This is a genomic window from Enterococcus innesii, assembly GCF_022846515.1.
GTDB classification, from domain to species: domain Bacteria; phylum Bacillota; class Bacilli; order Lactobacillales; family Enterococcaceae; genus Enterococcus_D; species Enterococcus_D innesii.
This window is the reverse complement of record NZ_AP025635.1, coordinates 29520-47482: the sequence shown is the minus strand read 5'-3', so window position 1 is coordinate 47482 and position 17963 is coordinate 29520. Positions and strand designations below refer to the sequence as shown.

Below are 17963 nucleotides of genomic sequence, written 5' to 3'. Positions count from 1 at the left end.
AATGAGCAGCTTTTCTTCGAAAGCGACGTTTTTGTCTAGTGGTCATTTTCAGAAACACGTTACAAAATCGGTAATACTCGTTCAATCTTTTCCTAACATGCCAAAATCGGCAATGGGCCAAAAAACAAATTTTACATCCCCCAAAATCGTTGATTCATCGATCAAGCCTAATTGACGGCTATCTTTAGAGATTCGGCGATTATCACCTAAAACCAATACTTGGCCTTCAGGAATGACTTCCACACCAAATAGACTCATGTCAAAGTCACTGGTCAAAGGAAAGCCATCGGTGACAGCCGCTTTGAATTCATCCAAATAGGGTTCATCATACGCTTGTCCATTAATGTACAGGGTATCGTTTTGATAAGCAACCCTATCCCCCGGCAAACCGATCACTCGTTTGATATAATTTTTCCCCTCTTCATCCGGCGCTTCGAATGTAATGATATCAAAACGCTCGATTTCCGTGTTCTTTAAAGCAATCACTCGCTCACCATCATGTAAGGTTGGATCCATCGAATCTCCTTTTACAATAACGGGGGTAAAGACATATTGTCTTAATAACAAAAGGAATAAGGCGAAGATCACGACAAATCCCACTGTTTTTAAAAGCTCTTTTATCTGTTGCACGTGTCCTTCACTCCTTGAATGTTTTTACTATTTTTTTAAAAGAATCGAACAAACATTCTTATTTTCTATTCTACCATAAAATGATAGAAGCAGAACATCTCCTCTCTGGTTCTTTATGAAAATTTGGGGAATCATTAGACTTGCATATGAATTGTCATCTATTCTGATCCGTGCTACGGTTGAAATAGCACCCATTGATGAAAGGAAGTGCCAAAATGAACCCACAGTTACCACAAGTGCCCACGAAGTTATTGATTGACGGAAAATGGCTTGAAGGAACAAAAGAGTCGGTTTCAGTTACCAATCCTGCCACGAATGAAGAACTGGTAAAAGTCAGCCAAGGAGGGATCGAAGAAACGAAGCAAGCGATCAATGCCGCCACGAAAGCCTTCACAGACTGGTCAAAACGTTCGCCTCGAGAACGAGCCGATTTGATGAACAAGATTGCAGATTTAATGGAGCAAGAAAGCGACCGACTGGCAAAGATTATGAGTATGGAACAAGGAAAACCATTCAAGGAAGCGGAGGCAGAAATCCAATCCAACGTTGATAATTTCCGTTGGAATGCTGCTGAAGCACAACGAGTCTATGGTGAAGTGATTCCAGCTCCTGCACACAATCATTGGCTGGTACGCAAAGAAGCCATCGGCGTTGTTGGTGCGATCACACCTTGGAATTTTCCGTCCAATATGATTGCTAGAAAAATTGCGCCTGCTATGGCAGTTGGCTCTACCCTGGTTATGAAACCATCTAAAGAAACACCATTATCAGCATTGGCTTTAGGTGAACTTTTTCAACAAGCGGGCCTTCCTGACGGAGTCGTCAATATCGTCTTAGGGGATTCTTCTGAAATCGGGAAAGAATTGACTGAGAATGAACAAGTCAAAAAAATCACCTTTACCGGCTCCACGAAAGTAGGGATGAAATTATATGAACAAGCTGCACCAACTCTGAAAAAAGTTTCATTGGAGTTAGGCGGCCATGCCCCGTTTCTTGTTTTTGCCGATGCTGATTTAGATTTAGCTGCTGAAAAATTAGTTGCAGCTAAATTCCGTAACAACGGTCAAGTTTGTACGTCACCAAATCGTATTTTTGTCGAAGAATCCGTCAAAGACGCTTTTACTAAAAAACTATTAGCGAAAATGGAAACCGTAACGGTCGGTAATGGTCTTGATAACCCCACCGTTGGTCCTTTGATCAATCAAGCTGGCGTTGAAAAAGTTATCGAACAGCTGGAAGATGCGGTAAACAAAGGGGCTGAAGTCTTATGTGGCGGTACAAAACTTACTGAAGGCGAATATGAGAAAGGCAATTTCTTTGCACCGACAGTCATTGATGACATCACTCCTGACATGACTATTTACTATGAAGAAACCTTTGGACCCGTCATCCCATTGATCTCATTTACGGATCGACAAGCAGTCATCGCTGCGGCAAATGATACGGAATTTGGACTAGCCTCCTACTTCTTTTCAACGAATCTGCAAACAATCTCGGATGTAGCCCAAAACCTCCAATATGGGATGGTTGGAGTCAATGACATCGCGATCTCAAACCCGGCGGCTCCCTTCGGCGGCGTCAAGCATTCTGGCTTTGGTCGTGAAAATGGCAAATATGGTCCCGAAGAATATGTGACTGTCAAATTTATCGCCATTGATGCCCAGTAAGAAAAAAAGTCAGGCGCGTTTTCCTGACTTTTTTTCTTACAAAGCATTTTGTTTTACTAACATTAAGTAAGAATGTATACTTCACTCTATGACAATAGAAAAGGTGGGAATACGATGACAAAATTTCTTGATACGATCAAACAACGCCGTTCAATCTATGGGTTAGGTAAAAATGTTGCTCTTTCCGACACAGAAATCGAAGACATTGTGATAGAAGCAGTGAAAAATAGTCCAACTGCGTTTAACGCACAATCGCCAAGAGCTGTAATTTTATTTGGCGAAGCCCACGAAAAACTGTGGACATTAACAGAGGCTGCGTTAGAACCATTGACACCACCCGAGGCTTTTGAAGCGACAAAACAAAAACTTGCTGGCTTTAAAGCAGGTTACGGAACCGTTTTATTCTTTATTCACACAGATACCGTTAAGAACTTGCAGGACCAATTTGCCCTTTATGCAGAAAACTTCCCGGTTTGGGCGGAACAATCGAATGGGATCGCTCAAGCGAACGCTTGGACCGCTTTAGAAGAAGCTGGATTAGGTGCCAACTTACAGCATTACAACCCTGTCATCGATGACGCTGTTGCAGCTGAATGGTCAATTCCTGAAAATTGGCAATTGCGGGCGCAACTAGTCTTTGGTTCAAAAGAAAGCGAACCGAACGAAAAAGAATTTCTAAGTGATGATGAGCGCTTCCGCGTGTTCCATTAATCCAATGCGCGACCTAAAAAAGACCCTTGATTACGGCCACATACGGCAGCAATCAAGGGTCTTTTAGTCGTTGGTTCCTTGATCATGGTCGACCAGAATATCGATCGGCGTTCCTTCATTCAAGTGCTCCGACAAAAAAACCACTAATTCAGCTAACGGCTGTTTGAATTTCATTAATGGTCCCCGCATCCCTTTTCGAAAATAGTTCATCTTAATAGGCTGCCCTTCCTTTTCTTGAAATAAAACGACCCGATCGATCTCTTGGTACAGTACCCCTTTAATACTCATTGGATGGACAATAATTCGATCAAGGGCTAACCCGCGGCTGTCTAGCACAAAGCTTAAAAAGACAAAACCTGAAACGATTCCTCGCACCTGATTATCCAATTGGTCATCCATCATCAACATGGACCCGATAATCATTACTGAAAAGATCGTAATAGCGATTTTGCTTAGTTTGCGCTCAACAGCAATAAAGTGAATCTCTTTGCGTACCACCAATAAATAGAGGTACAAAACGATCGTAAAGGCACACATCAATAGCGTTAACCCACTCATAAAACTCTCCGTTCTGTTTTCTTTTCCCTATTTTACCAAAAAATGATCTGTTACAAAAGGCTTAGCCTATTTCCTAGGTTTTTTGATATCTATTTTCACCAGAATTCGGTACAATAAGAAAAAAAGGAGGAATTATCATGAATGCATTTTTTGATAAATTACAACGCTATGACTTGCTTCGTGCCGTCGTATATATCGTCTTCGGCTTCATTATCTTGATCGCACCACGATCTGTCTTTAACACGATCGTTTATCTTGTTGCCGGATACATCGCATGTCTAGGGATCATCAGCTTGTATACGAGCTACAAAGAAAAACAAAAGGGCTATTACAATGTGCAATCGGTCTCTGGTATCTTACTATTGATCGCTGCAGCTGCGATTTTAGTTTTTGCTAAAGGGTTACTTGCTATCGTACCATTTTTCTTGGGAATCATGATCACCATCAGCGGGTGCACCCGCTTAATGGCAAGCTTTAACCAAAAACGCATTGGCTTACCTTACATCACGAGCTTAATCATCAGTCTCTTGATTATTGCTGCTGGACTCGTTCTTGTATTAAATCCATTTGCGACTTGGCTCCTGTTCTTCCAAATTTTTGGTGGTATCTTGATTTTCATGGGGGCATCCGACGCTGTTAACCATTTTCAACGAAAAAGAGCTTAATAAATGAGAATGTTTTAAAATTTCCTTTGAATCTAACATCTACATGTAGACTTTTCCCGCTATTCCTTTTAAAATAGGAGATATCAAACAGTCAGTCCATTGAGAGGCGGGAGGTGCGACATGAAGAAAATCAAGCAAGAAGCAAAACATCCAAATGATGTGCCGGTAATTTTTTTGACCGATGCAACTGGCAAAGTCGTACGAAAAATCTCGATCAATGAGTGGCGTGCGTTAAAAGCGAATCCAGACCAAATCGAAGAACTTGATATCAAATTGTATCGTGAAGCGATCAGTTTCTATCTTCAAGAAGACTATGCGAAAGCAAAAGATCTCTTGCATTTCTTGATCAATAAAACGGACTATAGTCATTACGAATATGTTGAGCGGTTAGCAAATATCTATCGCATCGAAAATCGTCCTGCTAAAGAAAAAGTCCTATTGCTGACTGCTTATCATGCAATCAAACCGTTAGAATCCTCTGAAGGAATTCTAAGAAGGATCGAAAATCGATTACAAAAAATCGATGCCTTTGATTTTCCAACTTCGACACAATTCAGTCATTAAAAAAAGCAGCTATCTTTCGATAGCCGCTTTTTTTATGCTTCTGGCAGTTTACGCAAAAGGCGCAACCCGTTGAACAATACAATCAATGTACTGCCTTCATGGGCAAATACCCCCAACCCAATGTTCATCATGCCGAATAGATTCAAGCCGACTAATAACGCGACGATAAACATGGAGAAGAAAATATTTTGCCAAATGATCCGATCCATCTTCTTCGCTAAGCGATAGGCATATGCAAAACGTGAAAGGTCATTCTTCATGATCACTGCGTCTCCTACTTCAATCGCAACATCTGACCCTTCCCCCATCGCAAAGCCGATGTCTGCTTGAACGAGTGCAGGAGCATCATTGATACCATCACCCACCATGGCGGTTTGTCCGTATGCTTCTTGGAGTGCTCGTACCGCTTCCGCTTTGTTCTCAGGCAAAACATTGGCAGCCACTTGGTCAACCTTTAAGCGCTGACCGATTGCTTCACCAGCAGAGGCACTGTCTCCGGTGATCATAACAGTATGGATACCTTCATTTTTCAAATAATGAATCACAGAAGCTGCCTGTTCGTTCGGCTCATCCATCAATGCGATGATCGCCGTAACCTCTTCGTTGATGGAAAACACGACCATTGTTTTTCCTTGCGCTTCCAATTGACGGTACTGTTGCTCCATCAAACCTGTGAACTGGGTGTTTTCGGTTCTTTTTCCTAATCGATAGGTTTTTGTTCCTGCGACGGCACCTAACCCGGAACCAATCTCGTTTGTGACAGTCAACTGTTCGATTTCTCGTATTTTCTCTGTTTTCTCGAAATAAGTAACGATCGCATCTGCTAATGGGTGGTTGGCTTGCTTTTCCATCGAAACGATGACCGCTGCTGCCTCTGCTCGATCGATCGTATCAGCGAAAACGGCTTCCGTGACTGTAGGTTTTCCGACAGTCAATGTTCCCGTTTTGTCAAAAGCCACCGCTTTGATCTGAGCAAAATTAGTCAAGTAATTGCTCCCTTTAAAAAGAATCCCTTTTTTTGCTAAATTTGAGATCGCCGACAAACTAGCAGGGACAGCGCTTGCCGCTAAAGCACAAGGAGAAGCGGCAATCATCATTACGATCCCACGATAAAAACTTGTATACCAATCCCAACCAAATAGAAACGGTGCAGTCAAAATGAACAAAGGGACTGCAATGAAAACAACTGTTACATAGATTGGTTCGATTTTTTTGATTCGTGTTTCGGTCGGTGATTGATTTGATTGCGCCGCTTCCACCACTGAAAGAATTTTTGCGAAGACTGTTTCAGAGCTGTCTTTCGTGACTTCCATCAAAAATGTGCCGTTTCCATTAATCGTACTCCCATAGACTTCGTCTCCTGTAGTCTTTTCTCGAGGAATACTCTCCCCATTGATCGAGGCTTCATTGATGGCACTCGTTCCAGAAAGAATTACGCCATCTGTTGCTAACTGATCACCAGGCAGCACTTGCAAAATATCCCCTTTTTTTATCTCTGAAGCGGCAATTTTTTTGGTTTTTCCATCTGGACCCATCAAACGGGCTTCCGTGGGATTCAGTTTGAGAAGATTGGTGATTTCTCTTCGACTTTGTCCCTCGGCGTATTCTTCTAAGAAGTGAGCACCTGCAAAAATCAAAATCAACAAAGCGGCTTCATTAAAATTTCCTATGACCATGGAACCAATCGCTGCCAACAACATCAAAAGATGTACATTCGGTGTGAAGCGCCGATTGGCTCTGGTACTTTTTATGGTATCTTCGATCCCTTCCCAAGAAATGTGATAGCCCGCTAATAAAACCGCTGCAAAATAAAAACCATCTTTTACCCATTGGTTCGGAACAAAAAGTGCCAGTATAAAGAGCAGTAAGCCTGCAAAATAAACGTTACGCGGAAGAGTCCCATGATCGTGAGTATGAGAATGTCCCTCCGTTTTTGTGTGATTATGTTGACAAGTATGTTCAGCCATCATCAAAACCTCCTCTAGTCCATCTAACATATGAACAATCAATCATATTTACACACTTATTATATATGAATAAACAATCATATGTCAACCGAAAGAAGTTTTTCTTGTGAAATGTAAGCGTTTTGGGTTTTGTGATTCTTTACGGCATGCTAGAATAAACTTAGGAGAGAAAGGAGTGTTGGTTATGAGAACATTTACTGGCGGTATTTCACTAAGTCCCCCATTAAAAATGTTAAAAGAAAAATTAATGATCGAACAAGATGAAATTCTTACCTTTTCACCCACGATGGTTTTTATCCCTTTTGCACAACATATCGGTGCCCCGGTGGAACCGATCGTTTCCGTTGGCGATTATGTCAAACAAGGGGAAGTGATCGCTGAGACTGATGCGTTTGTATCTGCCAAAATTCATGCATCTGTTTCGGGTAAAATCGTCGACATGGTCGATTGGCCGAATCAAAACAATGAAGAAGGAAAAACCATCATCATTGAAAACGATTATGCTTACCAAAATGATTTTTTGTCTGTCCCCTTCGACTGGCAATCTGCTGCTAACGAAACCATCCTCAACAAAATCCGTCAAGGCGGCATCGCCGGCAAAGGCGGTGCAACGTTTCCCACCCATGTCAAATTCAGTATTGATGAAACAAAAAAAATCCATACTTTGATCTTAAATGGATCTGAATGTGAACCGTTCCTACGCAGTGATGCTTTCTTAATGCAAAAAGAAGCCAAAAAAATCATTCACGGCGCAAAGATCGCCCAAAAATTATTAGCTGGTCCAAAAATTATAATAGGCATCGAAGATGACAAACCAAGAGCCATTTCAGCCATGCAAGCCGCAAGTGCAGAGGATGACACGATAGAAGTCGTTACTGTCCCAACTGTTTATCCAACCGGTGGTGAAAAGCAGTTAGTAGAGTTATTGACCGATCAAGAGGTGCCATTAGGTGGTTTGACTGCCGATATTGGCATCGTCTTGATCAATGTTGCCACCAGCTTTGCCATCGCCGAAGCGGTCTGTTATGACAAACCGTTGATTGAACGCTATACAACCGTTACCGGCGATGTTCAAAATCCCTGCATCGTCAAAAATCCGTTAGGAACACTCGCAGGAGAATTGATCGACTTTGCCGGCGGCTTTCAAGGCGCCCCCAGCAAATTGATTCTTGGTGGACCAATGATGGGAAAATCCGTAAAAACCTTGAAAGTTCCGGTCACCAAAGGCAGCAACGGCATCGTTGTTTTTAATGAAGAAACCGATTGGCTCTATGCCGAAAACCCCTGCATTCGTTGCAATAAATGTGTCGAAGCTTGTCCGATGCGCCTGATGCCGATGGAGATCGATCAGTTTTATCGAGCGGGGGATTATCAAAAATGTGAAGAACTGTTGGCAGAAGCATGTATCAATTGTGGTGCCTGTACCTTCGTCTGCCCAGCCAAACGTTCCTTAGCTGCCAATATCACTGCCGCAAAAGGCAAAGTTGCCCAGCTGCAAAAGGAGGCGAAGGAAAGTGCCTGATTACTACAAGGATTCTGATAGTGAGCGCCTCTTTCAACAGCGGAAAAGTCAAGAAACGCCCCCCAGCCCCCATATTCGTAGCAATGACGAGACCATTAAGATCATGGGGTGTGTGGTACTAGCCCTATTACCAGCAGTTTTATTCTCTGGCTATCTTTTTGGGCTCAAGGTATACGGTTTGTTTTTCATTGCGCTAGCTACGGCGTTTGCTGCCGACGGTCTTTGGTCCTATCTTGTCAAACGGCCGTTTCGCTTCGATTTAAGCATCGTCGTGACGGCCTTGCTTTTAACCATGAACCTCCCACCAACCGCACCTTGGTATTTCCCAGTGATTGGTGTAGCGTTTGCCGTAATCATCGTCAAAGAATTTTTTGGCGGAATCGGTTATAATTTCCTAAATCCAGCCCTCGGCGGTCGAGCCCTGTTGATTGGCTTGTTTTATAACCAAATGTTTCTAATCAGTTGGCCTGATCCACCATTCGGTAGCATCGCACCAGATGTCGTTTCGCAGGCTACAGCGAACGATGTTGTTTCCGGTGCTACACCGTTAGCTGTCATGAAAGCGGGAGAAACGTTGAGTGGCTCTGAACTAGTGGATGCCTTTTTAGGATTTACCGGGGGGCGAATCGGTGAAACCAGTGCCTTACTTTTACTGTTGGGTGGAATTTTTCTGGTTTACAAGAAAATCATCTCCCCTCGTATCCCATTGATTATCTTTGCGACGATCGGGCTCTTTGCTTTTATCCTTGGTCCAGAAGGACTTTTTACTGGCAGTTGGCAAACGGTCATCGGTCATATCATCAGTGGTGGTGCCATGTTGGGTGCCATCTATATGGCGACTGATTATTCTTCGACCCCAGGAACAAAAGCAGGAGAAAATCTTTTTGCCTTAGGCGTTGGCCTCCTCGTTGTGCTCTTCCGTTTCTTTGGTTTTACGAATGAAGGCATGAGCTATGCCATCTTGATCATGAATTGTTTCACCCCACTTATTGATCGCTTCTTACGCCTTCGCATATTAGGGGAAGGAAAAAAGACCCCGTTCAACCTTAAAATTATGAGCTAAATCGCAAAAAAGGAGGGTTCCTTATGATGATCGCCAATCGGCTAGTGGTCTTTCTAGTCATTCTACTCACAAATTACGCCTGTCAAAATTTGGCGCCGACCGTCAAAGAGAAAAAACCGAACGTGACGACACGGGTGGTTTTCCTCTCAGGGATCATTGCGGTCGCTTACTTGTTCAGTGGGTTAAGCTTTTATCTTTTACTTCAAAATCGTTTCGTCTATGGCAATCAAGTGGTCACCAACTTGGTAAGTGCTGCCATCATCGCCTTGATCGCGGCGGGCTTGTGTTTACTGATCGTTCCTGCAAAAAAGCATTTCTTGACGACTGATCTAAAAAAGACGATCCTAGTCAGTGTGCTCTTGCTGACGGTCGCCACTGTGACCCAATTTCCCTATACCGATTATTTAACCAATTTATTTGTTGCTGTAAGCATGTATTTTCTCTTTTCCTGTGCTTTGTCAGGGGTTCATACACGGAATCAAATTGCCGCAATTCCGCCAATTCTAAAAGGCTTACCCCTGGACATCGTGACACTTTTTCTATTTTATCTGAGCTTTTCCTTTCTCAACGGTGTCTTCTTCAATTATTTATTCTAAACAAAAAGCAAGTCCCGCTTTGGCAGCGGAACTTGCTTATTTCTTGCGGAATATTTCTCTGAAGGAACCGATCAAAAACCCAGTCGAAAAAGCATTTTGTGCTTTTTGTTCTTTTTCAGCAGCGATTTTTTGTCGTGTTCGCAGCCCTTTATTGGCATTTTTGGACTTCTTCCCTTCACGGAGTTCTTTCGAAGCCTTTTGAAACTCTTTTGAGAAACGGTTATACCCAACCACTCCTTTTACCTCCTTTCTTTTTACGTGACACATAATAACGAGGATTTATTATAGGAATTGCCTTTCTGATGCAAATCAGGTAACATAACAGACAGAAAGATGATTTATCCCAGGTTTATCAGAAAGGAAGATCCCATGAACGAAACCCACACTGGATTGTTAGTCAATAGCCGCGTTTTTCAAGAAACGCCAATGATGCTGACAGGTATCCAACTTTTAGAAGACCACAAAATCGTAAATTGCATTATTAAGGATCGCTACTTAGCCAGCTATGTCTTACGCCTTCCATTAAATAAATACCAATTAGAAGTCGAAGGGAAATGGAACAAGCGGGAACAGTTAGTGATCAAGCATATGAAAATCAAGAATATCGATGAGTTTATTAAAATCGTCGGTACGCCAGAATAATAGTACTAACGAAAAGCAAGTGCAGGCAACTGCCCTTGCTTTTTTTCTGAAAAAATCCAGCTGATTTTCCTCTCTATTCCTCCGAAGTCTATCGCGACATTCTGGTAAACCGATCGATCAAGGCTTTTTGCTCCTCTTTGATACCGATCGCCAACGGTTTGATCATTAATTTGACAGTGGTCGAAGGTGTCTGAATCTGGACTTTTTTATTTACCACACCGCCTAATTGTAATTTTGTGATCTCATGGATCATAATTGTCTGCATCCCTTTTTCATGAAATTGCAGATCTAACTGAATCAAGTGGATTTTTTCTTCGTCAACCACCACGATAAAATACTTTGGGGTTGGCAGTGCAATCATTTTGGCTTCCTCGGCATAACCAGCCAGTTTTCCATGGAACTTCGCGCGGTAGCTTTCTAAATCATCTTTTTTCACGATCCATTTCATCAAAAGCCACATCCTTCCTTAGATACCTTAAGGATACCTGCAGAAACCGCTTTTGCACAACAATATGCCTGCTTGTTTCCTCACATAGCCCCTTTTATCTCATTTGATCGTCAAAGGCTTTTCCTCTAGTCATGGACGTTTTTGCCTGACACTAGCAAACACAACAAAAAAGCGAAGCGCTTAGTGCCCTTCGCTTTTTTTCTTTGGATAGTAGTGTTGGAAAAGCCGTAGAAAGATCGGTGCTAGTAACAAATAAAAAATGCCATTGCCTACTGCGTGCAGGGCATCAAAGCTCAATCCTTGAAAATAGTAAGCCCAAAAACTAGGAAACCCGTAAAGTTTGACACTGATCCAAGATATCACAAAGCCATAAGCAAACCCTGCAAACACACTGTAGCTGACTTGTAAAAGCAACCGTTTCATAAACAGCTTGCTTTTTGACAACAGATACATCCCCAAAATAATGATTGCATAACTAACTAATTGAGCGATCGTCCATATTCCCATTCCCATGTAAAAATTGGTAATCAGCATCGAGAGCAGGCAAACGATCAATCCACGACGAAGACCTAAATGGATGGTTACTAATAAAAAGATCACCGTCATTGGTTGAACATTGGGTAAGGGTTGAAAAAGAGTCCTGCCGACGACGGCCGCTGCCACAAGCAGCCCTAAATAAGCAATTTCTTTTCCAGCAAATGAAAGTGGTTTATTCGAATTTTTCATAGGTGAAAACCACTTTATCGTTGTTTCCTAAAAAGGTATCATCCGCCCCAGTTGTAATCATTTCATCATTGATTGTATACGTCCAATAATAGCCAGCTTTTTCATCTTGCGCTAAACCGTCGATGCTAGTGATCATCCCTTGATTTTCTTCCAAGTCAAAGTTCTCTTTCATGATAGTCATCAAAGAAACCCCTTCTTTAAAAGTGACCGTTTTGGTTTCAATCTCCTGGTCTTGCTCTTCACTTTTATTATTGAAGCTGATTTGGGCAGTGCGCTCTTCGGCATTTTGTTGGACTGACGAAGAGTCACTGGAGGAGTTTCCCGCATCCATCGATGGTTTGGCACAGCCGGCAAAAACCAGACTAAGTAAAAAAATATAACTAAAGATAACTGTTTTCTTCATAATAATGGCTCCTTTGATTATTTTTACAACACCTTATTGTACTAAAAATAAATAAAAAAGGCGAAATATTTTTGTTCCTCTCTATAGAAAGCATTGTAAAACCATGAGACTATGGGTATACTAGCTTCAATCATTCGTAAGAAGAAATGAAGGAGTGTTGGAAAGATGGATAGAAAAAAAGCGTCCTGTACCACTTTACTAGTAGGAAAAAAAGCATCGATCGACGGCTCGACCATGATTGCCCGTAATGAAGATTCTGGAAGCGGTTCGGAACCGCAAAAATTCGTCGTTATCACTCCAGAACAGCAAGGAAATGAATTTTACGCCGTTTTAAGCGGCTGTCGAATCCGTTTACCTAAGGATCCCTTACGTTATACTTCGACACCTGAAGCAGATGAATCCCAAGGAGTCTGGGCAGCTTCAGGAATCAATGAAGAAAATATCGCCATGACTGCGACAGAAACGATCACAACGAATTCACGCGTTTTGGCTATTGATCCATATGTGGAAGATGGTATCGGGGAAGCTGATTTCGTCAGCATCGTACTGCCTTACATCCATTCCGCTAAAGAAGGTGTTTTACGTTTAGGGGAACTCTTAGAAACCTATGGTACCTATGAAGCCAACGGGATCGCGTTTTCTGATGCCGAGGAAATTTGGTATATGGAAACCATCGGTGGACATCACTGGGCAGCTGTTCGTATACCAGATGATGCCTATGTCGTGGCACCCAATCGCTTAAACATTGATCACTTCGATTTCGCCTCAGAAATGACGTTGTGTTCGCAGGATCTCGAACAGTTGATTGAAGACTATCAATTAAATCCTGATTTTGAAGGCTTCAATCTACGCCATATTTTTGGCAGCTCATCAGAAAAAGATACCCGTTACAATAACCCGCGGGCATGGTACATTCAAAAACACTTTAGCGGAACAGCTGCTGAACCGATCGATCAAGAGCTCCCGTTTGTATGCTACCCAAAACAAAAGCTATCCGTGGAAGATGTAAAATGGGCATTGAGCTCCCACTTCCAAAATACGCCTTTTGACCCTTACGGTACAGGGACCGAGACACAAAAAACACAATTCCGATCGATTGCTCTCAATCGCAACCAGCAAGTCCATATTTTGCAGATCCGCAACCACGTGCCTGCAGCAATCGCTGGCATTCATTGGCTCGCCTTTGGTCCCAATACCTTCAACGGCGTTGTGCCATTTTATGCAGCTATCACTAAGACCCCACTTGGCTATTGCGATACGACAAAGACCTACGATCCAACAAATAGCTATTGGTTAGGACGCACCTTGGCGTTGATTGGGGACAGCGACTACGATCGCTATAGTGATCTTGCCAACCGTTTTGAAATGGAAACGATGGCGGCTTGTCGCCGCATCCAACAAGAAACTGATTGTAAAGCTTCCACTGAAAAGGAGCCTACTCGTCTGCTTGAAGAAGCCAACGCTAAGATGGCTGAACTGTATTTAAAAAATGCAACAACGTTACTAGGAAAAATGGTGGAGTCTGGCAGTAATAAAATGGCCTTGCGTTTTTCTTTAGCCGATTAGTCAATCGCTGAAAATAAAAGGATTAACAAAAACTTTACATGGAATTGCAGCAATCTAAACATTGTTCTCCTATACTAAAGATACCAATTCGTTTTCTTTTTCCTTGCTGGTACAAATCAAGCAATTGATTTGTACTGGTCCCCCTATGGAAGACCAATTGGTAAAAACCGTTGGGAGGAATGAACATGACTACAAGCATTTATCGGACTGTCACCAACGAAATTGTTAAAGGTGAGATCATCAAGAGCAAGAGTCAGCAAGATATGCTGATCATTCAAGACAAAGAAGGTTATTTCCATGTCGTTGAACCAATCCCCGTTACTACTGCAATGACTCCCCGCACGACGAAATAAAAAAACCACTGGCGATCAGAAAGAATACAGGATCTTCCTGATTGCTCAGTGGGTTCTTTTTTTAGGTCAAACTCAATGTGAATCGTTTCAAGCCATCAATGAGTTTTTCTCGCGAACAGCCAATGTTTAGGCGCAAAAAATTTCTCCCCTCTTTCCCATAGATTTCTCCTGACATAATCGCAACTTTTCCCTTACGAATCATTCGTTGCTGCAATCCTACAATCGGCTTCTTTCAGTTGGACTAAGAAACTAAAAAGGCTGACTATATTGATTGGCTCTATTTCTACGAGAAATTGAATAATTTCCACATCACATTGTTGCTTCAGCGATTTTCTCTCTACGATTCTTTTTACTTCTTTATCGATCGTTACCCAAGCAAACACCCCAGTTGAAGACAATTTGCCGTCCTGCAAAAAAGGACTCACCCTTTGAGGAGTGAGCCATCTTTGTTATTTTCTCTGCATTGGTCATCTGTAGACAGTCACTTCAGTAAACTCTTGTCCGTTTCCGTAATCATTTTCTTGCGTATGACGCTTTCCATCAATTCGTTGTTTGCAACTGGCAAGTCCATTTTCGACATAGTTCACTGTATTTGCAACGATCCTTATTATAGTTGCTAGACCTTTCATCAAGGGATCATTTGATTCCATCCTCTATTCCCCCATTTCTATCACGCTTAAGCCGGTACTGACTTTTCTTATAAACAAGTATAAAAGAAGTACCTTAAACGAAACTAAAAAAGAAGAACTTCGACAAAAAGAAAAGCAGACTAGTTTCTCTTTTTGGTAAAATATGGTACATGTAATAGGAAAGGATGATCAGTCTCATGATAAAAACTTTAGTGGTAGCCAGCCATCCGGATTTCCACAATTCGCTTTCCCAACGATTCTTTAGTGAAAGTGCCAAGCTTCCTAACGTCACCATGCATTTTCTTGATGGTCTTTCTGATTTTTCTCTTGCCGATGAACGGATGCTGTTACAAACATGCGATCGTTTGGTTTTACAATTCCCCTTATATTGGTACAGCGTTCCAGCAAAAATGAAAGATTGGATTGATACGGTTTGGGAAAAATGTGCCCCTGCATTGGCGGGCAAGGAAATCAGTTTCGCCGTTTCTACTGGCGTTGCCGCCAAAGAATTTCAGCTAGGTGGCCGCGAAAATACGACCTTCAATGAAATTTTACACCCACTGGTACTTATGGCAAAAAAACACCAAATGACGGTACTCCCCATCATTGTCCTCGATCAACTGATGTATAAAACAGAGCAAGAGAAACGAGCCTTTGTCATTGCCTATCAACAATTGTTATCAATGCCGGCTCCCTTTACATTTGATCAAAAGCAACAATGGTTTAGCGAGAAACTGGCGCATTTGGTTTCTGAAAAACCGCAGCTTGCTCCTTTGCTATCACTGCTGCAGGAAAACCATGAAACGTTGACCGAATTAGAAGACGCTTTAACTGAATTGGAGGTGCTGTGATGGATCACGAATGGCTAAAGCCACTGATAGAGCAGTCAATAAAAGAAACAGCTGACTATCACGAAAAAGCATTTTTGCAAGAACTAGAGAAGTTGCTTCATCAGCAAGAAATTCGAATCGAATTGACACAAGGAGAACTTGACGGAAAATTGTGGAATCCTAGTGAATGGTAAAATCTGCACTTGTATCCAAGAAAAAAACTTTGGTCCACCTAGCCATAAAACATGCTGGGTGGGCCAAAGTTTTTTGCATCGTTTCTTTTGCTTGTTAACTAGGATTCGCACGTACTCTTTGTAGCAGCGATATAGGCGGCTTGCAAACGTTTCGTGATCGAACCCAAAGTGCCATTGCCAACTGATTTCCCATCTACATTGACGATAGGCACAATTTCCCAGACAGAATTGGTCAAAAAACATTCTTGCACGTTGCTTAGTGACTCAACAGGGACAGGTTCTTCTCGATAAGCAATTTCTAATTGCTGACACAACTGTAGCACCTTCATTTTTGTGATACCTTGTAGTACTAAGCGTCCATCGGGATGCGTATAGACGATACCATCAATGACAAACCAGAGATTTGATGCCGAAGCTTCCGTGAAAAAGCCATCTCGTTGAAGGAGTGCATCATCGAACCCCGCTTCGATCGCTTGATCTAACGCTAACAGATTCCCTAACAAGCTCAATGATTTGATATCACAATGCAACCACCGCTCATCTGGAAGAACAGTCGCAGATAGCCCTGCATGCTGCATTTCCAGAGGTCGTTCAAAGGGGATCACATTTGCGGTTACGACTCCTTTGAATGCTCCAGCAGACGGAAACTCGTGATTGCGGGGAGAGGCGATTCCTCTGGTGATTTGAAGATAGATCTCTCCTTCTGTGATTCCTTCGGTTTTAACCAGTAACTTAAGGTTTTCAGTTAATTGGGAAATCGTATAAGGCAACGTCAGCTTAATTTTTTGCGCACTACTTTCTAAGCGAGTCATATGTTCCCCTAACATAAAGCAGCGACCATTATAGATTCGAATCACTTCATAGATTCCGTCACCATACTGATAACCGCGATCTTCAATGTCAATTTTCACCGCTTCTCGATCAACGATTTGATCATTCCATAAAACCTTCATTTCCTCACTCCTATCGTCCTTCTCGTTTCAATAAGTATAGCATTTGTCTTAAAGCCATGCTACGTAGTGCTTAAAAACAAAAAAACCTGCTGATGGAGATCGCTCCAACAGCAAGGTAGAACATTTTCGTTATAATGAATCCTTATCAATTACAGATCGTTCTAATTTCCGCTCCTGAAAAAAGCGCAACAATGTACCAGACATTGCCATCACGATCGAATACACTGGCAGTGCCACGATCATGCCCACAAATCCAAGCAAGTTGCCAGCGATCAATAATAAAAACACCGCAATGATTGGATGGATATGCAGTACTTTTTTCATTACTAATGGTGAAACAAGATACGATTCACCTAACTGAATGATCGTGATTCCGACAATCAGAAAAATAGCTGTTCGAATGTCTTGACTTAACGCAAATAAAAAGGCTGGTGCCGCTCCGATAAAGGGACCAAAATAAGGAATAATGTCCAGAACACCACAAATTAAGCCTAAAAGCAACGCATTCTGCAAACCTAGCAAAGAAAAAATCAAATAGCTAGAAACTGCAACGTAAGAACAAACCAACAATTTCCCACCAATGTACGCTGACGCTGCTTGATGGAAATCACTGCAAAGTTGTCGCATTAAGCCTTGATAGTTTTTCGGTGTCTTACTTGCCAAAAAATCAGGAACTTTCTCACCGTCTTTAAACATATACACTAATAACAGTGGGATCGTAAACAAGACGATCGCTGAATGAGAAACGATGGAGATCAAACTCGTCAGACTATTGGTTGCCCCGGTAATAAACTGTAAGGCAAAGTTGCTAGCTTGGGAAATATCAATCGAATCAATAAAAGGACCAAATAATTCTTCTAAATAAGAATGATCAATAGTATCGATCACCAAATTGATGATGATGGGAATTTGATTGATAAAACGCCCCATCTCATAGGCTAATGCTGGTCCAATCACCTGAACGATCAAATACGCTGCAAAAACGATCAGCAGCAATGTCGAATATAGCGCAATACTTTTCTTTTTCGTTCTTTTTTTCACCCAATTAAAGAAAGGTAAAAAGATGTAAAAAATAAAAATCGAAATCAATACTGGTAAAAAGACACTAGAAAAGATGGCTTCCAGTGGTCGAAAGACAAACAGTATATTTGAATAGATCCAGACCGCGATCCCTAAGAGACAGACAATCACTAGACCTGCAAAAATTTTTGATCTTTTAAGAAACTCCAATAATAAATCCTCCTGATTCTAGAAAATAATTCAACTTCTTTCAGTT

Annotated in this window: 23 protein-coding genes and 1 pseudogene; 12 read left to right on the top strand and 12 right to left on the bottom strand. The window is 41.9% G+C overall.

Annotation, left to right across the window (positions count from 1 at the left end):
- Window positions 1-81: 81 nt before the first annotated feature.
- The gene (lepB, locus tag ENLAB_RS00250) at window positions 82-630 is read right to left on the bottom strand and encodes a signal peptidase I (RefSeq protein ID WP_077453443.1); all 549 of its coding nucleotides are present in this window, start codon (window positions 628-630) and stop codon (window positions 82-84) included.
- A 215-nt stretch (window positions 631-845) separates the two neighbouring features.
- On the opposite strand from lepB, the gene ENLAB_RS00245 reads away from it, so the two are divergent.
- Window positions 846-2297 (top strand): NAD-dependent succinate-semialdehyde dehydrogenase, encoded by a 1452-nt coding sequence (locus tag ENLAB_RS00245; protein WP_244352108.1) that lies wholly within the window; start codon window positions 846-848, stop codon window positions 2295-2297.
- A 114-nt stretch (window positions 2298-2411) separates the two neighbouring features.
- Complete coding sequence (locus tag ENLAB_RS00240) at window positions 2412-3008, top strand: nitroreductase family protein (RefSeq protein ID WP_195265151.1); 597 nt, start codon at window positions 2412-2414, stop codon at window positions 3006-3008.
- 63 nt (window positions 3009-3071) lie between these two features.
- On the opposite strand, the gene ENLAB_RS00235 is transcribed toward ENLAB_RS00240, so the two are convergent.
- Window positions 3072-3566: a hypothetical protein gene (locus ENLAB_RS00235; protein WP_195265153.1), complete on the bottom strand. Its 495-nt coding sequence runs from the start codon at window positions 3564-3566 to the stop codon at window positions 3072-3074.
- 137 nt (window positions 3567-3703) lie between these two features.
- On the opposite strand from ENLAB_RS00235, the gene ENLAB_RS00230 reads away from it, so the two are divergent.
- The gene (locus ENLAB_RS00230; RefSeq protein ID WP_077453447.1) at window positions 3704-4231 is read left to right on the top strand and encodes an HdeD family acid-resistance protein; all 528 of its coding nucleotides are present in this window, start codon (window positions 3704-3706) and stop codon (window positions 4229-4231) included.
- A gap of 120 nt (window positions 4232-4351) precedes the next feature.
- Window positions 4352-4795 carry a hypothetical protein gene (locus ENLAB_RS00225; RefSeq protein WP_077453448.1) on the top strand — a complete coding sequence of 148 codons (444 nt, stop codon included), beginning with the start codon at window positions 4352-4354 and terminating at the stop codon, window positions 4793-4795.
- Between the two features lie 32 nt (window positions 4796-4827).
- On the opposite strand, the gene ENLAB_RS00220 is transcribed toward ENLAB_RS00225, so the two are convergent.
- Window positions 4828-6762, bottom strand: a complete 1935-nt coding sequence (locus ENLAB_RS00220; protein WP_431384152.1) for a heavy metal translocating P-type ATPase — start codon at window positions 6760-6762, stop codon at window positions 4828-4830.
- Between the two features lie 184 nt (window positions 6763-6946).
- Here ENLAB_RS00220 and rsxC point away from each other — a divergent pair, with 184 nt between their 5' ends.
- The 3 genes from rsxC to ENLAB_RS00205 are packed head-to-tail and all read left to right on the top strand — an operon-like array spanning window position 6947 to window position 9943.
- Entirely contained in the window at window positions 6947-8284 is a 1338-nt protein-coding gene (rsxC, locus tag ENLAB_RS00215) for an electron transport complex subunit RsxC (protein WP_244352106.1), read from the top strand.
- Window positions 8277-9347 (top strand): RnfABCDGE type electron transport complex subunit D, encoded by a 1071-nt coding sequence (locus tag ENLAB_RS00210; protein WP_244352105.1) that lies wholly within the window; start codon window positions 8277-8279, stop codon window positions 9345-9347. The genes rsxC and ENLAB_RS00210 overlap by 8 nt, the downstream gene beginning before the upstream one ends.
- 23 nt (window positions 9348-9370) lie before the next feature.
- Window positions 9371-9943, top strand: coding sequence for a hypothetical protein (locus tag ENLAB_RS00205; protein ID WP_244352103.1), 573 nt, complete (start codon window positions 9371-9373; stop codon window positions 9941-9943).
- Between the two features lie 36 nt (window positions 9944-9979).
- Here the strand turns inward: ENLAB_RS00205 and ENLAB_RS00200 are convergent, their stop codons facing one another.
- Window positions 9980-10177 carry a hypothetical protein gene (locus ENLAB_RS00200; protein WP_015509783.1) on the bottom strand — a complete coding sequence of 66 codons (198 nt, stop codon included), beginning with the start codon at window positions 10175-10177 and terminating at the stop codon, window positions 9980-9982.
- Between the two features lie 135 nt (window positions 10178-10312).
- Between ENLAB_RS00200 and ENLAB_RS00195 the strand changes: the two genes are divergently transcribed.
- A complete protein-coding gene (locus tag ENLAB_RS00195; protein WP_005226206.1) occupies window positions 10313-10585 on the top strand; it encodes a hypothetical protein in 273 nt (90 codons plus the stop codon).
- Between the two features lie 88 nt (window positions 10586-10673).
- Here ENLAB_RS00195 and ENLAB_RS00190 read toward each other — a convergent pair whose 3' ends face one another.
- The 3 genes from ENLAB_RS00190 to ENLAB_RS00180 all read right to left on the bottom strand — a co-directional run bounded on the left by ENLAB_RS00190 (window position 10674) and on the right by ENLAB_RS00180 (window position 12162).
- A complete protein-coding gene (locus ENLAB_RS00190; RefSeq protein ID WP_005226207.1) occupies window positions 10674-11045 on the bottom strand; it encodes a hypothetical protein in 372 nt (123 codons plus the stop codon).
- A 168-nt stretch (window positions 11046-11213) separates the two neighbouring features.
- The gene (locus ENLAB_RS00185; RefSeq protein WP_201704968.1) at window positions 11214-11759 is read right to left on the bottom strand and encodes an ECF transporter S component; all 546 of its coding nucleotides are present in this window, start codon (window positions 11757-11759) and stop codon (window positions 11214-11216) included.
- Window positions 11743-12162 (bottom strand): DUF4430 domain-containing protein, encoded by a 420-nt coding sequence (locus ENLAB_RS00180; protein ID WP_016612115.1) that lies wholly within the window; start codon window positions 12160-12162, stop codon window positions 11743-11745. The genes ENLAB_RS00185 and ENLAB_RS00180 overlap by 17 nt, the downstream gene beginning before the upstream one ends.
- A 165-nt stretch (window positions 12163-12327) precedes the next feature.
- Between ENLAB_RS00180 and ENLAB_RS00175 the strand changes: the two genes are divergently transcribed.
- Window positions 12328-13728 (top strand): C69 family dipeptidase, encoded by a 1401-nt coding sequence (locus ENLAB_RS00175; protein ID WP_244352101.1) that lies wholly within the window; start codon window positions 12328-12330, stop codon window positions 13726-13728.
- A 185-nt stretch (window positions 13729-13913) separates the two neighbouring features.
- A complete protein-coding gene (locus tag ENLAB_RS00170) occupies window positions 13914-14081 on the top strand; it encodes an aldo/keto reductase (protein WP_244352099.1) in 168 nt (55 codons plus the stop codon).
- A gap of 61 nt (window positions 14082-14142) precedes the next feature.
- Here ENLAB_RS00170 and ENLAB_RS00165 read toward each other — a convergent pair.
- The 3 genes and pseudogenes from ENLAB_RS00165 to ENLAB_RS00155 all read right to left on the bottom strand — a co-directional run.
- A pseudogene (locus tag ENLAB_RS00165) lies at window positions 14143-14295 on the bottom strand (MalY/PatB family protein); the annotation flags it as partial.
- Window positions 14273-14494, bottom strand: a complete 222-nt coding sequence (locus ENLAB_RS00160) for a hypothetical protein (protein WP_223079710.1) — start codon at window positions 14492-14494, stop codon at window positions 14273-14275. The pseudogene ENLAB_RS00165 and the gene ENLAB_RS00160, both read right to left, overlap by 23 nt.
- Before the next feature lie 54 nt (window positions 14495-14548).
- A complete protein-coding gene (locus ENLAB_RS00155) occupies window positions 14549-14731 on the bottom strand; it encodes a hypothetical protein (RefSeq protein ID WP_077453460.1) in 183 nt (60 codons plus the stop codon).
- Window positions 14732-14895: 164 nt separating this feature from the next.
- Between ENLAB_RS00155 and ENLAB_RS00150 the strand changes: the two genes are divergently transcribed.
- Window positions 14896-15561, top strand: coding sequence for an NAD(P)H-dependent oxidoreductase (locus tag ENLAB_RS00150; protein WP_077453461.1), 666 nt, complete (start codon window positions 14896-14898; stop codon window positions 15559-15561).
- On the top strand, window positions 15561-15734 hold the full coding sequence (locus ENLAB_RS00145; protein ID WP_175632036.1) for a hypothetical protein: 174 nt from the start codon (window positions 15561-15563) through the stop codon (window positions 15732-15734). Before ENLAB_RS00150 ends, ENLAB_RS00145 begins: the two co-directional genes overlap by 1 nt.
- 98 nt (window positions 15735-15832) lie before the next feature.
- Here the strand turns inward: ENLAB_RS00145 and dat are convergent, their stop codons facing one another.
- Both dat and ENLAB_RS00135 read right to left on the bottom strand, forming a co-directional pair.
- A complete protein-coding gene (gene dat / locus ENLAB_RS00140; protein WP_244352097.1) occupies window positions 15833-16687 on the bottom strand; it encodes a D-amino-acid transaminase in 855 nt (284 codons plus the stop codon).
- 129 nt (window positions 16688-16816) lie between these two features.
- Window positions 16817-17917 (bottom strand): AI-2E family transporter, encoded by a 1101-nt coding sequence (locus tag ENLAB_RS00135; protein ID WP_244352095.1) that lies wholly within the window; start codon window positions 17915-17917, stop codon window positions 16817-16819.
- Window positions 17918-17963 lie beyond the last annotated feature (46 nt).